Genomic DNA, 15640 nt, shown 5'->3' with positions numbered 1-15640 from the left:
CAAACGAAAAAGCCGGCCCTCGGGCCGGCTTTTTCATGGGAACCGATCGGTGCGCTTTGCCGGGCAACGCGCCGCCGACCAGCAGCAGGCCCTATGCGGCACCGCCATCACTCGGCCGGTGCATCTCCCTGGCGGGCACGCGGCTTCAGGCTCGCGGCCAGTTCCACCTTGAACTGGTCGAAGTCCATGCCGTCGGCCTTGGCCTCGGCATGCGCCGCGTCCTTGAGCGCATCCGAGTACACCAGGCGCACCGGGGTGCCCTGGCGTTCGTGCAGTTCAGCGGCCTGCATGATCAGGGCCAGCACCCGCGCCGCGCTGGGGGTCTGGCCGGCGATGCGGCCATCCATGCCCAGCACCCACTCGCCATCGCGGCGGACGATACCGGCCAGCAGCGTGCGCTGCTGGTCACGCAGCTCGGCATGCGGCTCAACCGGCGTGGCGTTGGCCTGCTCGCGGTTGGCGGCCTGGGTTTCGCGGCGCCGGCGGATGTCGCGGCGCAGTTTGGAGGTGGTCGACATGGGGAAATCCGGACTGCGGCAAAGCGCCAAGGATACCGCACGGGCCTTGGCGGGCCCGTGCTGGAGCCTGCGTGGCCAGTTCAATCGAGGACTTTTCCGCGCCGCCAATAGCCCATGAAGGTGATGGCCCGACGGTCGATCCCGCATGTCTTCACCAGATGCCGGCGGATCGCCATGACTGCCCCGGCTTCACCGGCGACCCAGGCATACAGCCCGTCCTGCTCGGCGCTGGCCTGCTCCCACAGGATGTCCTGGTCGATGTCGATCTCGGCCAGGGGCTGCTCACCGCCACCGATGCCGGACGGGCCGATCCGCGCCCGCACCGCGTCCTGCAGCCGCTGGCCATGCGCGGCGCCCTCGCGCGCGAGCCAGAACAGCTGCGCACCAAGCGGTGCCTGCAGCGGCAGCACATCCGCCTCGTGCTCGACCTCCAGGAAGGCCTGCACTTCCGGCGGCTGCGGCCACTGGGCCAGCGCCTCCAGAATGCCGGCCACGGCCGGCAGCGCGGTGTCGTCGGCGACCAGCAGCACCCGCTTCACCTGCGCCGGCGGTTTCCACTCGTACCCTTCGCTGCTGGCCTCGACCTGCGCGTCCGGCGCCAGCAGGCCGACCCGATCGCCGACGCGCGCCTGCATGGCCCAGCGCGAGGCGGGCCCGGTCGGGCCATGCAGCACGAAATCGACATCGACCTCGCCGGCGTCCGGGCGCAGCGCGCGGAGGGTGTAGGTGCGCATCGGCGCACGCTCGGTATCGGGCAGCGCGCGATAACGTGCGTACCAGTCCTCGCCTTGCGGCACCTCCGGTGCTGCCTGGCCGGGCAATGGGAAGAACACTTTGATGCGCTGGTCCGGTCCCTCGGTCTTCATGTTGGCCACGTCGGGCGCGGCGAAGACCATGCGGATCAGCGAGGGGGAGAGAACCGTGCGCTGCTTCAGCGCGACGTCGAACAGGCGGTAGGTCTGCTGTGCAGCCATGCAATCACCCTGGGTTGCGGCGGACATGGGGTCCGCAGGGGAGCGTAGTGGCTGTCGTGATGCACGAACTGGCTGGCGAGCGAACAGGATACGCCGCGGCGAGGCGTAGGCAACGGCGCCACGCCTGCATTCTGTGCAGGCGGGGCGTGCGTGTGGCTCACTCGATCGGCGTGAGCAGGTCGCGGCGGCGTTCGCAGTGCCGCTCCCAGTACCAGAAGCTGCCGCCGATGGCGAAGAAGCCTGCGTAGCCCAGGGCCAGATGCAGCGGGTTGCTGCTGAGCATCGGCGAGACCACGCCGGCCACCACGGTGTTGATCATCAGCTGGATGAACATCTGCATGGACGAGGCCAGGCCGCGCTGATGCGGATACATGTCCAGCACGGCCAACGCCAGGATCGGGAAGATCAGCGCCATGCCGACACCGCCAAGGAAGATCGGCATCACTGCCCACGGCAGCGCGATCTGCGGCACCGACACCACGTAACCGACGTTCAACAGCGCCGAGACCGCACACAGCCCGAACCCGATCGCGATCTGCCGCTGCGCGGTGAGCCGGCCCGCCATCCGACCGGACAGGAACGAGCCCATGGTCATGCCGCCGATGGTGGGGATGAACAACCACGCAAAGCCGCCCTCGCCCAGTTGCAGATGCTGCATCACGAACACCGGCGCGGACGCGATGTACAGGAAGATGCCGGAGAAGTTGAAGGCACCGGCCGCGGCCAGACGGAGCAGGCGCGGGTTGGAGCCCATGCGGGCATAGCTGCGCAGCAGCGCGCGCATCGACAGCGGCGTGCGGGCCTCGACCGGATGGGTTTCGGGCAGCCACTTGCCGGTGGCCAGCAGCAGCACCACGCCGAACAGCACCAGGAACCAGAAAATCAGCGGCCAGTCGCCGCCACCGAGCAGGATCCAACCGCCGATGATCGGCGCGATCGCCGGCGCGACGCCGAAGATCATCGAGACCTGGCTCATCAACCGCTGCGCGTCGGCACCGTGGTACAGATCGCGGATCACCGCACGGCCGACGATCACGCCCACGCCGGCGGTCACGCCCTGCAGGGCGCGGAACACCAGCAGCGTGGTCATGTCACGCGAGAGCGCACACCCGATCGAGGCGCCGATGAACAGCACCAGCCCGCCGATGATCACCCGGCGCCGGCCGAACGCATCCGACAGCGGGCCGTGCGCCAGGCTCATCAGCCCGTAGAACAGCAGGTACACGCTGATGGTCTGCTGCACCGCGACCTGGTCCACCTGCATGCGGTCGCCCAGCAGCAGGAACGCCGGGAAAATGGTGTCGATCGAGAACGGACCGAACATCGCCAGGCCTGCGAGCAGCAGGGCCAGGCGGCGGGTCGAGGGCGAGGCGGGCGTCATGCGGGCTTCCGTCAGCGGCCATGCGCAATGCACGGCGGGCGCCAGCCCGGAACGGGCGGCGCCAGATGAATACGAGGATCCGGTGATCATAGGCCTTTGTCGCGGCCGGCACCATGCCCGGGCCGGGCTTTGCGCGCCCGCGCGGCCTCGTATTCATGTGCGGGAAAGGCCCAGCGGCCCAAAGCGCTGGGCTATAATCGCCGGGCTACATGGTGGGAGAAGCGGCGCTTTGTTTTGAAGCACCCGCTGCCGAAGGCGCAACGCCCGTAATCGCTCAGGCCCGATACCACCCGTACCAAAACTCTGGAGAGACCGGCGAGTGCCGGCGCCGAAGGGGCACGAAGCGCGCCGATGCGCGCTTTTAAACTCTCAGGCAAAAGGACAGAGGGGCACCCAGGAAGACCGCAAGGTCCGGTGGATCGCTGTCGCCCGCGACGCGCCCTGGCCCGGCCGCCTTCCGAACGTGCGTGCCCACTCTCCGAGATGCCAGCCATGTCCCAGAACACCCCCTCCCTGCGCGAGCTTGAACACAGCCACGCGTTCGTCGAACGCCACATCGGCCCCAACGACGCCGAAATCGCGCAGATGCTCGACGTGGTCGGCCACGCCTCGCTGGACGCGCTGACCGATGCGATCGTCCCGGCCGGGATCAAGTCGCCGGCGCCGCTGGACCTGCCCGAGTCGCTGACCGAAGTGCAGGCACTGGCCAAGATCCGCGCCATCGCCGACAAGAACCAGGTGTTCCGCACCTTCATCGGCCAGGGCTACTACGGCACGCTCACCCCGAACGTCATCCTGCGCAACGTGCTGGAAAACCCAGCGTGGTACACCGCCTACACCCCGTACCAGGCCGAGATCTCGCAGGGCCGCATGGAAGCGCTGATCAACTTCCAGACCCTGTGCGCCGACCTGACCGGCATGGAGATCGCCAACGCCTCGCTGCTCGATGAAGCTACCGCCGCGGCCGAGGCGATGACGCTGGCCAAGCGCTCGGCCAAGAGCAAGTCCGATACCTTCTTCGTGCACGACGCGGTGCACCCGCAGACGCTGGAACTGCTGCGCACCCGCGCCGAGCCGATGGGCATCGTGCTGCGCGTGGGCACCCCGGCCGAGGCGATGGAAGCCGAAGCCTACGGCGTGCTGCTGCAGTACCCGGACACCTTCGGCCATATCGGCGACTACAAGGCACTGGCCGATGCCGTGCATGCGCGCGGCGGTCTGGTCGCGGTGGCCACCGACCTGCTCGCACTGACCCTGATCGCCGCCCCTGGCGAATGGGGTGCGGACATCGTGGTCGGCAACTCGCAGCGCTTCGGCGTGCCGTTCGGCTTCGGCGGCCCGCATGCCGCCTTCATGGCCTGCCGCGATGCGTACAAGCGCTCGATGCCGGGCCGCCTGATCGGTGTCTCGGTCGATGCGCAGGGCAATGCCGCCTACCGCCTGACCCTGCAGACCCGCGAGCAGCACATCCGCCGCGAGAAGGCGACCTCCAACATCTGTACCGCCCAGGTGCTGCTGGCGGTGATGGCGTCGATGTATGCGGTGTACCACGGTCCGGAAGGGCTGACCCGCATCGCCCGCCGCACCCATCGCCTGGCCGCGATCCTGGCCAGTGCGCTGCGCGCTGCCGGCGTCAACGTGGGCGAGCACTTCTTCGACACCCTGCACGTCAAGGATGTCGATGCCAAGGCGATCCACGCCAAGGCCGCCGCGGCGCGCATCAACCTGCGCGCGATCGACAGCGACGCGGTCGGCATCAGCCTGGATGAAACCACCACCCGCGCCGACATCGTCGCGCTCGGCCAGCTGTTTGGTGCCACGGTGGATGTCGATGCCCTCGACGCCGCCACCGCCGATGCGCTGCCGGCCGGCCTGGTGCGTACCAGCGAATTCCTGACCCACCCGGTGTTCAACACCCACCACAGCGAGCACGAACTGCTGCGTTACCTGCGTTCGCTGGCGGACAAGGACCTGGCGATGGATCGCACCATGATCCCGCTGGGCAGCTGCACCATGAAGCTCAACGCCACCGCCGAGATGATTCCGGTGACCTGGCCGGAGTTCGCCAACATCCATCCGCTGGCCCCGGCCGAGCAGGCCACCGGCTACAAGGAACTGATCGACGGCCTGGAAGCGATGCTGGTGGAATGCACCGGCTATGACGCGGTCAGCCTGCAGCCGAACTCCGGCGCGCAGGGCGAGTACGCCGGCCTGCTGGCGATCCGCGCCTACCACCGCTCGCGCGGTGAAGGCCATCGCGACGTCTGCCTGATCCCGGATTCGGCGCACGGCACCAACCCGGCCTCGGCACAGATGTGCGGCATGAAGGTCGTGGTGACCAAGACCGATGCCAACGGCAACGTCGACCTGGACGACATCCGCGTCAACGCGGAGAAGTACAGCGACCGCCTGGCCGCGCTGATGATCACCTATCCCTCCACGCACGGCGTGTTCGAGGAAGAAGTGGTGGAAATCTGCGAGATCGTGCACAAGCACGGCGGCCAGGTGTACACCGACGGCGCCAACATGAACGCCCTGGTCGGCGTGGCCAAGCCCGGCAAGTGGGGCTCGGACGTGTCGCACCTGAACCTGCACAAGACCTTCTGCATTCCGCACGGCGGCGGCGGCCCGGGCGTGGGCCCGTGTGCGGTCAAGTCGCACCTCGCCCCGTTCCTGCCGAAGGTGCTTGGCGGCGAAGGCGATGTGGGCATGGTCAGCGCGGCCAGCTTCGGCAGCGCCTCGATCCTGCCGATCAGCTGGATGTACATCACGCTGATGGGCACCGCCGGCCTGCGCAAGGCGACCCAGGTCGCCCTGCTCAACGCCAACTACATCGCCAAGCGCCTGGCCCCGCACTTCAAGACCCTGTACACCGGCCGCAACGGCCTGGTGGCGCACGAGTGCATCCTGGACGTGCGTCCGCTGGAGAAGACCTCCGGCATCGGCGCCGAGGACGTGGCCAAGCGCCTGATCGACTTCGGCTTCCACGCCCCGACCCTGAGCTTCCCGGTCGCCGGCACGCTGATGGTGGAGCCGACCGAAAGCGAATCGCTGCACGAACTGGATCGCTTCATCAACGCGATGATCCAGATCCGCGAAGAGATCGCCGCGATCGAAGACGGCCGCCTGGACCGCGAGGACAACCCCCTCAAGCACGCCCCGCATACCGCCACGGCGGTCTCGGCCAGCGAGTGGGCCCACGCCTACCCGCGCGAGCTGGCGGCCTTCCCGCTGGCCAGCCTGCGCCAGCAGAAGTACTGGCCGCCGGTGGCGCGCGTGGACAATGTCTACGGCGACAAGAACGTGATGTGCGCCTGCATCCCGGTCGATGCGTACAAGGAAGACGAGGGCGTGGAGGTGTAGGTGTCGACCGTTGGTCGGCACGATGCCTGACAGGCGTACCGACCAACGGTCGGTACCTACCTTGATCGGCATGCATCTGGAATGAAAACGGCCCGCATCGCGCGGGCCGTTTTTTGTTGCGTGCCCTTGCGGGGTGTGCCGACCAACGGTCGGCACCCACCACCCGCCCCGGGGTCAGTCGGCCCGGCGGCTGGCGCGCACGCGGCGGGCGACTTCGCTGCTGATGGCGATCACCGCCGTCAGCGCGGCCATCGACAGGAACTGCAGGCGCGTGTGCGACTCGGACAGCAGCAGGCCGAAGATCAGCGCCAGCACCCCCAACCCGATCACCGTCAAATATGGATACCCCGCCATCCGGAACGGCAACCGGGTCCCGTCGCGGTTGGCACGGTGGCGCAGGATCAGCTGCGACAACAACGAAATCGTCCACACCAGCAGACAGGTCGAACCCACGATGTTGAGCAGTACCGGCAGTACCCTGTCCGGGAACAGCAGCTCCATCACCGTCGCCGCAAAACCGAAGAGCACGCTGGCCAGCACCGCGATGATCGGCACCTGGCGCGGATCGGTCCAGCCCAGCACGGCCGGCGCCTCGCGACGCTGGGCCAACGAGTACATCATCCGCGACGCGCCGTACAGATTGGCGTTGAGCGCCGACAACAGCGCGATCACCGCGATCAACGTGATCGCCGTGGCCGCGCCAGGAATCCTGGCCGCTTCGAGCACCGCGGCGAACGGCGAGCGGAGGGCCTCGCTGGTCCACGGCACCACCGCGATGATCACGCTCAGCGAGCCGATGTAGAACACCAGGATGCGCCAGGCCACGGTACGGATCGCGCGGGCGATGCTGCGCTCGGGATCTTCGGTTTCCGCCGCGGCCACCGCCACGATCTCGGTGCCGCCGAAGGCGAACACCACCACCAGCAGCGCCGCGCCGATGCCGGCCAGGCCCGTGGGCATGAAACCGCCGTGCTCGGTGAAGTTGCGCAGGCCAGGCGAGGCCACGTCCGGCAGCCAGCCCATCAGCAGCGCCACGCCGATCAGGATGAAGCCGACGATCGCGGCCACTTTCAGGATCGCGAACCAGAATTCAAACTCGCCGAAGTTCTTCACCCCGAGCAGGTTGATCGCGGTGAAGAACAGCATGAAGGCCAGCGCAGCCATCGGCACCGGGATCGCCGGCCACACCGTGGCGAGCAGGCCAGCCGCACCGACCGCTTCAGCGGCGATCACGATCACCAGCTGCACCCACCACAGCCAGCCCACCGTGGCACCGGCAGTGGCCCCCATGGCATCAGCGGCGTACACCGAGAACGCGCCGCTGGTCGGCTTGGCTGCGGCCATTTCGCCCAGCGCGTTCATCACGATGATCACCAGCGCGCCGGCCACCAGATACGACAGCAGGACCGCCGGGCCGGCGGCCTGGACGCCCACGCCGGAGCCGAGGAACAGGCCGGCGCCGATCGCGCTGCCTAGGCCCATCATGATCAGCTGGCGGGGCTTGAGCGCGTGCCCGAGGCGGGTATCGGCGGGCGGAGTGGCAGGAGCCGGAGTCTGGGATGCGGGCATCGGAATCGATTGGCGGGCAACAAGTGCGACACCATACCCTGTCGGCCGCGCGGCGGCATAGGCCGGAAGCCCCACCCCGCCTCAGGCGGCGGCGCGCTCCCCGATCTGGGCGCGATAGGCCCGGGGCGACAGCCCGACCTCGGCCTTGAACTTCCGGGTGAACGCACTCTGGTCGGTGAAGCCGCACGCCTGCCCGATGCTGGCAATGCTGTCCGGGCCGTGCAGCAGGTGCACCGCCATCTGGATGCGCAGCCGGGTCAGCACCTGCTGCGGGGTCATCTGGAACACCTTGCGGAAGGTGCGCTCCAGCTTGGACAGCGAGAAGCCGGTGATGTCGAGCAGGGTCTGCATGCGCACGTTCTCGGCGTAATGCGCATTCAGATGGGCCAGGGCCAGGCGCAGCTGTTCGTACTGGGTGCCCAGGCTGTCCTTCTGGCCGAGGTCGCGCGAGATGCCGATCAACCCGCGGATCTGCCCGTCCACCAGCAGCGGCCGCTTGCAGGTCAGGCACCAGCCCGGCTCGCGGTTGGCGAACAGATGCAGTTCCATCAGGTTCTCGATGACCTTGCCGGCCAGCACCTGCTCGTCCTGGGTGGCGTAATCGGCCCCCAGGCCGGTGGGATAGATCTCCGCCGCGGTCCGCCCGATCACCTCCTTGCGCGACTTCAGGCCCAGCCGGCGCAGCATGGTCTGGTTGATGTGCGTATAGCGCCCGTCGCAGTCCTTCATGAAGAACAGGACGTCGGGGATCGCATCAAACAGGGCTTCGATGTCGGCGGGTTCAACGCGCATGCGGCTGGGAAAGACAGGAGAAGACGCGCCCAAGGATACCTGCCCGCGCGCGCCTCACCCAGCGCCCGGGCGCCGCATGTGAAGCGCGGGTGCAAGCAGCGTCGTGTTTTCGCACCTTCGATTAACGCCCGGCCCGCCAGTGTGAGGTGATCCCCCTTCCCGCCAGCTCCCGGAGTCGCCTCATGGCCGCCAGCAAGAAAAGCACGAAGAACGCCCCCGCACCCGCCACCGATGTCCGCGGCGAAGGGGATGAACTGCACCAGCGCGCGGGCAACGGCCACCCCGGGCTGACCACCAACCAGGGCATTCCGGTCGGTGACAACCAGAACTCGCTGCGCGCCACCCCGCGCGGGCCGACCCTGCTGGAAGACTTCATCCTGCGCGAGAAGATCACCCACTTCGATCACGAGCGCATCCCCGAGCGCATCGTGCATGCCCGCGGCAGCGCGGCGCACGGCTATTTCGAGCTGACCCGCTCGCTTGGCGAGTACACCCGGGCGCGGATCCTCAATGAAGTGGGCGCACGCACCCCGGTGTTCACCCGTTTCTCCACCGTGGCCGGTGGCGCCGGGTCGGTCGACACCCCGCGTGACGTGCGCGGCTTCGCGGTCAAGTTCTATACCAAGGAGGGCAACTGGGACCTGGTCGGCAACAACATCCCGGTGTTCTTCATCCAGGACGCGATCAAGTTCCCGGACCTGATCCACGCGGTGAAGATGGAGCCGGACCGGGCATTCCCGCAGGCAGCCAGCGCGCACGACACCTTCTGGGACTTCGTCTCGCTGATGCCCGAGTCGATGCACATGATCATGTGGGCGATGAGCGACCGCACGATCCCGCGCTCGCTGCGCACCATCGAGGGCTTCGGCATCCACAGCTTCCGCCTGATCAACGATGCCGGCGAGTCGACCTTCGTCAAATTCCACTGGCGGCCGAAGCTGGGCATCCAGTCCACCGTCTGGGACGAGGCGGTGAAGCTGCAGAGCGCGGACAACGACTTCCACCGCCGTGACCTGTTCGAGGCGATCACCACCGGCAACTTCCCCGAGTGGGAACTGGCGGTACAGCTGTTCACCGAGGAACAGGCCGAGGCCTTCCCGTTCGACCATCTGGATTCGACCAAGATCATTCCCGAGTCGCTGGTGCCGCTGACCGTGATCGGGCGCATGGTGCTGGACCGCTGGCCGGACAACTTCTTCGCCGAAACCGAGCAGGTCGCCTACTGCCCGGCCAACGTGCCGCCGGGCATCGACTTCAGCAACGATCCGCTGCTGCAGGGCCGCCTGTTCTCCTACCTGGATACCCAGCTCAGCCGCCTGGGTGGCCCGAACTTCCACCAGATCCCGGTCAATGCGCCCAAGTGCCCCTTCGCCAATCATCAGCGCGACGGGCACATGCAGATGAACATCCCCAAGGGACGGGTCGCCTACGATCCCAGTTCGCTGCAGGGCGACAGCCCGCGCGAGACCGCCGATGGCTTCCCGAGCCACGCCACCGCGCCGGATGACGGCCGCAAGGGGCGCGTGCGGGCCGACAGCTTCGCCGATCACTACAGCCAGGCCCGGATGTTCTTCCGCAGCCTGGAGGCACCGGAACAGGCCCATCTGGCCTCGGCGCTGGTGTTCGAGCTGTCCAAGGTGGAGACGGTCAAGGTGCGCGAGCGCACCGTGAGCCATCTGCGCAACATCGATGAGGCCCTGGCCAAGCGGGTTGCCGATGGTCTGGCGATGCCGGCCCTGCCCGAGCCGGCCGCCACCCAGACCCCGGCGCAGGATTTCCCGAAGGCGCCGGAAGTGCGCATCATCGGCCGCACCAAGGACCTGCTGACCGGTCGCTGCATCGGCATCCTGTTCGACGAGGGCTCCGATGCGGCGCTGATCGCCAACCTGCGCAAGGCGGCCGACAAGGCCGGCGCCAGCGTCAAGCTGGTTGCGCCCAAGATCGGTGGCGCCAGGCTCAGTGACGGCAAGACGCTGGCGGCGGATGGCCAGCTGGCCGGTACGCCGTCGGTGGTCTTCGATGCGGTGGCCGTCGTACTCAGCCCCGAGGCGGCAAAGAAGCTGGGCAAGGAATCGGCCGCAATCGATTTCGTCAGCGATGCCTGGGTCCACCTGAAGGCGATCGCCGCCGATGATGGCGCGCAGGCGCTGTTGAAGATCGCGCGTGTCGGCAACGATGCCGGGGTGGTGGAAGCCGAGGATGCCAAGGCCTTCCTTGCCGCCGCCGCTACGCGGCAGTGGGCCCGCGAACCGAAGGTGCGCACGCTCTCCTGAGCGGCGCCACCTTCGTCACCAGACAGGAGCATGACCATGCCGCGCGGTGATAAATCCAGCTATACCGACAAGCAGAAGCGCAACGCCGAGCACATCGAGGAAAGCGAGAAAAACCAGGGCCGCAGCGAAGCGGCTGCGGAGCGCATCGCCTGGGCCACGGTCAACAAGCAGGATGGTGGCGGGAAGAAGAGCGGTAGTGCGAACAAGACGGCCGCCAAGACCACGAAGACCTCGAAGACCGCGGCGACGAAGAAGGCAGCGGTAAAGAAAACCGCTGCGAAGAAGGCCGCTGCGAAAGCAGCGCCCGCGAAGGCCACCAAGAAGGCTGCAAAGAAGACGGCGACGCAGGCCGCTGAAAAAGCGACGACGAAAACCGCAATCAAGAAAACGGTAAAGAAGGCGGCGAAGAAGACCGTCGCCAAGCAGGCCACCGGCAAAGCGGCCTCGAAAACCGCCACCGGGGCGCCGGCGAAAAAGACGGCAGCGACCGGCGCCCGCAAGCGAGCGGCCGGCAAGTCCTGACATACGCGCAGGGCCGGCCGTGCATCTTACTGCACGCTGAAACTGGCGACCGTGGCGTGCTCGGTTCCCTCGATGCGCAGGTCGATGGCGAAGCGGTCGCACAGCCGGTGCACGATCGCCAGGCCGAGCCCGAAGCCGGCGCTGCCCTCGCCTTTCGCGAATGGCTGCATGATCGTGTCAGGGTCACCTGCCGGCGCCGTGTTGCGGATGCGCAGTCGTCCAGCCGCCACATCGATGTACACCTCACCCGCCCGGGTATGCGCGAACGCATTGCCGACAAGATTGGCCAGCAGCATGTGCAGCACCGGCCCCGGTACCGGCAGCCTCACGTCGGCTGGCACGTCCACCCGCACCGCCACCGGCTTGCCCTCCAGCAGCACGGCCTGCTCGACCACCACCTGTTCCAGCACCGGCAGCACCGCCAGTGGCGTCGCGTCCTGTTCCACGTTCTCTTCGCGGGCCAGTGTCAGCAGGGTGATGACGGTCTGTTCGAGTTGACGCGCCGAATGCTGGACATGCGCGAGCTGCCGCCGCCCGGCCCCGGACAGGCCAGGTTCGCTGGCCAGCTGTTCGGTGGCACTGCGGATCACCGCCAGGGGCGTGCGCAGCTCATGGCTGGCATCACGGGTAAAGGCATGCTCGCGCGCAATGAAGGCACGCACGCGCCCGCTCAGATTGTCCAGGCCGCGGGCGAGCACGCCGACCTCGTCATCGGGGAAGTCCCCGGCGAACCCCACCGGCAACCTGTCCGGCGCCATGCCGTCGACCAGCGCCGCCAGCTTCGACAAGGGACGCGTGGTCCGTCGCGCCAGCCATGCGCCGGCCAGGATGGCGACCACCACCACGGCCAGCCCGGACCAGGCCAGCAGCGCCAGAATCTGGCTGCGCATCGGCCGCACCACCAGCTGCTGGCTGACCTCGGCGACCAGCCATCCCGGTGTACCGGCTCCGCCCGGCGGCAGCGCGCGCAGGTGATAGTGCCGCCCTTCGGTGCCGCCGATCTCGCGGCGCCACGGCTCAGCATCGAAGGCGGCCTTGAGATCCGTGGGGAAGCTGGCAGGGGTGTCATGGACCGCCATGAACGCATTGCGCGGTGGCGACCAGGCCCCACTCGCGGCCCGCTGCTCCAGTTGCTGCTGCGCTTCCTGCTCAAGCATTGCGTCGAAGAACCGGTCTTCGACGCTGTACACGAACACCGCCACGTACATGCCGAACAGGCCGGCCACCGCCAGCGCGAACACCGCGAAGGCCAGCATCAACCGGTTGCGCAGGCGATGCACCCGTGCCGTCATGCGTCGGCCTCCAGCCTGAAGCCGACCTCGTGCACGGTCTTGAGCATCGGCCGGTCGAAGGGCTTGTCCAGCCCCTGTCGCAGCAGATACAGATGCGAGCGCAGCGGATCCGAGGGCGGTGCTTCATCGCCCCAGAGGCGCCGGATCAACTCGCTGCGGGTCACCGTACGCGGCCAGGCTTCGGCAAGCAGCACCAGCAGGCGGTAGGCCGTCTGCGGCAACTCGATCGGCTGCTCACCGCGGTGTACGGTCCCGCTGCGGCGGTCGATGCCGAGAGATCCGACGCGCAGCACATGCCCGTCGCGTCGGCCGTGCCGATGGGCCAGGGCCAGGCAGCGCGCCAGCAGTTCCTCGCCTGCGAACGGTTTGACCAGGTAATCATCGGCACCGGCCTGGAAGCCGACCAGCTTGTCGGCCAGCGTGTCGCGCGCGGTCAGCATCAGGATCGGGATGTGGCGGTCGGCCTGCTCACGCAGGTGGCTGCATACGCGCAGCCCATCCATGCCCGGAAGGGTGAGGTCCAGCACCAGCACATCCGGCGGCTCTGCCAATGCCATCTGCAGGCCACTGCGGCCATCGGCGGCAAAGGCCACGCGATGGCCGCGGGCCTCCAGCAGCGTGGCCATGCCGGCGCGCAGCGCCGGGTTGTCCTCGATCACCAGGATGTGCAGGCCATCGTCCATGGGTCAGCCTTCGATCGTGTCCTTGAGCTGCCTAGCTTCGGCCATGTCCGGGTGGGTTTCCAGCAGTTTGCCGAGTACCGCGCGCGCCTGTGCCACCTCGCCCAGCCGCCAATGCGCCTGTGCGATGCCCAGCGGCAGCTGCGGTTCGCTCATGTACGGGGCGGCCAGCTGCATGATCGACAGCGCGTCACGTACCGCCGCATCGTCCTGCGCGGCCTGCAGCTGGTAGTAGCCGAGCACGCCGATCAGCTGATCGTGATAGCCGGTACGGTTGCTGGCCAGCTCGCGCTTGACCGCCTCGCCTTCACCGGCCAGCAGGCGTTGCACCAGCGCCATGCTGGCCTCATCGCGCCACGGCGTGCGCGCGATCGGCGTGCGGCCGGTGGCCCGCACGATCGCCTCGGCCACGGCCGGTGTCGAATAGGGGTTCTGCCCGGTGATCAGGCGCCCGTCCACCACCAGCTTGGGCATCATCAGCGGCGCCTGCTCCCAGCGCGCGCCACGCTCGCGCAGCGCGGTTTCCAGCAGGAACGGAAACTCCTTCGCCCAGCGCTTGCCGAACACCCCTTCCTCTGCATTGGTGAAGCCGGTCATGCGGCGCCCGGCCACCAGCAGCGATCCGTCCGCCAGCCGCACGTCCACCAGTGCGGCCGGGCCGTGGCAGACCGCCGCGACCACCGCGCCACGGTCGTGCATCGTGCCAAGCAGCCCCCGCAGCGCGGCGTCGGCCGGCAGGTCGAACATCGCGCCCTTGCCACCGACCACGTAGACCGCCGCATAGTCGGCGGCGCTGAGGGTCGCGGTGGCGTGGGTATCGGCCAGCAGTGCGGCCGCGGCCGGATCGGCCAGGACGCGTGCGTTGAAGGGCTCCTCGGCGTTGAATTTGTCGGCCTCGACCGGTCCGCCTTGCGGGCTGGCGACCTGCACCGCCAGGCCGTTGTCGCGGAAGATCAGGTAGGCCTGCGCGAACTCGTCCATCTCGAAGCCGGGACGGGTCTTGCCCTGGTCGCGGCCTTCGCCGCTGACCACGATCAGCACGGTATCGGTGGCCGCAGGGCGGGCATGCACGGTGGAAACGGCCAGCAACATGGCCAGGGCGGCACCGGTGCGGCGCAGCAGGGACAGCATCATGGGCGACACTCCTTGGAAGGTGGCCCCAGCCTGCCGCGCCGATGTGAATCAGATTTCAAGCTGTCGCGCACGTACACGCAGCTGAACGACCTCACTGCGCCGGGCCGGGTCGATGGCTCCCCCGGCCCGAAGATGCGAAAATCCCTCCCCCTCCAGGGCAGGCCCCGCGCCAGCCGATTCCCGAGATACCGTGAAGACCCCCCAAGGCTTGCAGGCGCTGATCGACGACGGCGTGATCGATGAAGTGCTCCGCCCGCTCAAGAGCGGCAAGGAAGCAGCGGTATACGTGGTCCGCAGCGGCGACGATGTGCGCTGTGCCAAGGTCTACAAGGACATGGCCCAGCGCAGTTTCCAGCAGCGCGTGCAGTACCAGGAAGGCCGCAAGGTCCGTGGCAGCCGCGAAGCGCGCGCCGTGGGCAAGGCGAGCAATTACGGCCGCAAGCAGCAGGAAGCGGCCTGGAAGAACACCGAGGTCGAAGCGCTGTACCAGCTGCGCGATGCCGGCGTGCGCGTGCCCGAGCCGTACGGCTACTTCCACGGCGTGCTGGTGATGGAGCTGGTCACCGATGCCGAGGGCTATTCCGCCGCGCGCCTGGGCGAGGTCGAGCTCAGTCCTGAACAGGCCCGCGAGTTCCACCAGATCCTGGTCCGCCAGGTGGTGCGGATGCTGTGCTGCGGCCTGATCCACGGCGATCTGTCGCCGTACAACGTGCTGGTCGGCCCGGAAGGCCCGGTGGTGATCGATTTCCCGCAGGTGGTCAGTGCGGCGGGCAACAACGCCGCGCGCACGATGCTGCTGCGCGACGTCAACAACCTCACCGCCTATCTGGGCCGCTGGGCGCCGGAACTGCTGGAGACCTGGTACGGCGAAGAGATGTGGGCGCTGTTCGAGGCCGGCGACCTGCTGCCGGACAGCGTGCTGACCGGCGAATTCGAACAGGATGAAAGCAGCATCGACCTGGATGGCGTACGCCATGCCATCAACGATGCGCGCGAAGAAGCGCTGATCCGCCAGCAGGGTCGCGAGGCGGCGGAAGAGAACGACGACTGAGCCCGTCCGCCGGCAGCGTGCGCCGGCGGACGGGTTCGACCGGCACAACGCCCCGCCGACGCGGGGCGTTCCGGTTTACCCGGCGGGCCGC

At 68.0% G+C, this 15640-nt stretch carries 12 protein-coding genes and 1 riboswitch; of the genes, 4 read left to right on the top strand and 8 right to left on the bottom strand.

Annotation, left to right across the window (positions count from 1 at the left end; genetic code table 11):
- Window positions 1–107: 107 nt before the first annotated feature.
- The 3 genes from ORK51_RS12425 to ORK51_RS12415 all read right to left on the bottom strand — a co-directional run bounded on the left by ORK51_RS12425 (window position 108) and on the right by ORK51_RS12415 (window position 2873).
- Entirely contained in the window at window positions 108–518 is a 411-nt protein-coding gene (locus tag ORK51_RS12425; protein WP_070425682.1) for a hypothetical protein, read from the bottom strand.
- 80 nt (window positions 519–598) lie between these two features.
- Window positions 599–1492: a siderophore-interacting protein gene (locus ORK51_RS12420; RefSeq protein WP_261997139.1), complete on the bottom strand. Its 894-nt coding sequence runs from the start codon at window positions 1490–1492 to the stop codon at window positions 599–601.
- 157 nt (window positions 1493–1649) lie between these two features.
- On the bottom strand, window positions 1650–2873 hold the full coding sequence (locus ORK51_RS12415) for a multidrug effflux MFS transporter (RefSeq protein ID WP_046273972.1): 1224 nt from the start codon (window positions 2871–2873) through the stop codon (window positions 1650–1652).
- Window positions 2874–3166: 293 nt separating this feature from the next.
- A riboswitch (glycine riboswitch) is annotated at window positions 3167–3268 on the top strand.
- Between the two features lie 97 nt (window positions 3269–3365).
- Between ORK51_RS12415 and gcvP the strand changes: the two genes are divergently transcribed.
- Window positions 3366–6236: an aminomethyl-transferring glycine dehydrogenase gene (gene gcvP, locus ORK51_RS12410; protein ID WP_266085083.1), complete on the top strand. Its 2871-nt coding sequence runs from the start codon at window positions 3366–3368 to the stop codon at window positions 6234–6236.
- Window positions 6237–6410: 174 nt separating this feature from the next.
- On the opposite strand, the gene ORK51_RS12405 is transcribed toward gcvP, so the two are convergent.
- Together ORK51_RS12405 and ORK51_RS12400 are read right to left on the bottom strand one after the other, a co-directional pair.
- Window positions 6411–7805, bottom strand: coding sequence for an amino acid permease (locus tag ORK51_RS12405; RefSeq protein WP_429000666.1), 1395 nt, complete (start codon window positions 7803–7805; stop codon window positions 6411–6413).
- An 81-nt stretch (window positions 7806–7886) separates the two neighbouring features.
- Entirely contained in the window at window positions 7887–8597 is a 711-nt protein-coding gene (locus ORK51_RS12400; RefSeq protein WP_019183477.1) for an AraC family transcriptional regulator, read from the bottom strand.
- A 182-nt stretch (window positions 8598–8779) separates the two neighbouring features.
- Between ORK51_RS12400 and ORK51_RS12395 the strand changes: the two genes are divergently transcribed.
- Together ORK51_RS12395 and ORK51_RS12390 are read left to right on the top strand one after the other, a co-directional pair.
- The gene (locus ORK51_RS12395; protein WP_266085082.1) at window positions 8780–10870 is read left to right on the top strand and encodes a catalase; all 2091 of its coding nucleotides are present in this window, start codon (window positions 8780–8782) and stop codon (window positions 10868–10870) included.
- Between the two features lie 36 nt (window positions 10871–10906).
- Window positions 10907–11392, top strand: a complete 486-nt coding sequence (locus ORK51_RS12390) for a HupB (protein ID WP_266085102.1) — start codon at window positions 10907–10909, stop codon at window positions 11390–11392.
- A gap of 26 nt (window positions 11393–11418) precedes the next feature.
- On the opposite strand, the gene ORK51_RS12385 is transcribed toward ORK51_RS12390, so the two are convergent.
- Genes ORK51_RS12385 through ORK51_RS12375 form a run of 3 tightly spaced genes read right to left on the bottom strand, consistent with a single transcriptional unit; the run spans window position 11419 to window position 14498 of the window.
- Window positions 11419–12684 carry a sensor histidine kinase gene (locus tag ORK51_RS12385; protein WP_266085081.1) on the bottom strand — a complete coding sequence of 422 codons (1266 nt, stop codon included), beginning with the start codon at window positions 12682–12684 and terminating at the stop codon, window positions 11419–11421.
- Window positions 12681–13367 (bottom strand): response regulator transcription factor, encoded by a 687-nt coding sequence (locus tag ORK51_RS12380; protein WP_070470430.1) that lies wholly within the window; start codon window positions 13365–13367, stop codon window positions 12681–12683. The genes ORK51_RS12385 and ORK51_RS12380 overlap by 4 nt, the downstream gene beginning before the upstream one ends.
- 3 nt (window positions 13368–13370) lie before the next feature.
- Window positions 13371–14498, bottom strand: a complete 1128-nt coding sequence (locus ORK51_RS12375) for a DJ-1/PfpI family protein (protein ID WP_266085080.1) — start codon at window positions 14496–14498, stop codon at window positions 13371–13373.
- A gap of 190 nt (window positions 14499–14688) precedes the next feature.
- On the opposite strand from ORK51_RS12375, the gene ORK51_RS12370 reads away from it, so the two are divergent.
- Window positions 14689–15549 carry a PA4780 family RIO1-like protein kinase gene (locus tag ORK51_RS12370; protein WP_046273976.1) on the top strand — a complete coding sequence of 287 codons (861 nt, stop codon included), beginning with the start codon at window positions 14689–14691 and terminating at the stop codon, window positions 15547–15549.
- The last annotated feature ends 91 nt before the right edge of the window (window positions 15550–15640 follow it).

It is taken from the genome of Stenotrophomonas sp. RIT-551 (assembly GCF_026241915.1).
GTDB lineage: Bacteria > Pseudomonadota > Gammaproteobacteria > Xanthomonadales > Xanthomonadaceae > Stenotrophomonas > Stenotrophomonas bentonitica_A.
The sequence above is the reverse complement of the archived record's forward strand: the minus strand, read 5'-3'. Positions and strand labels throughout refer to the sequence as shown.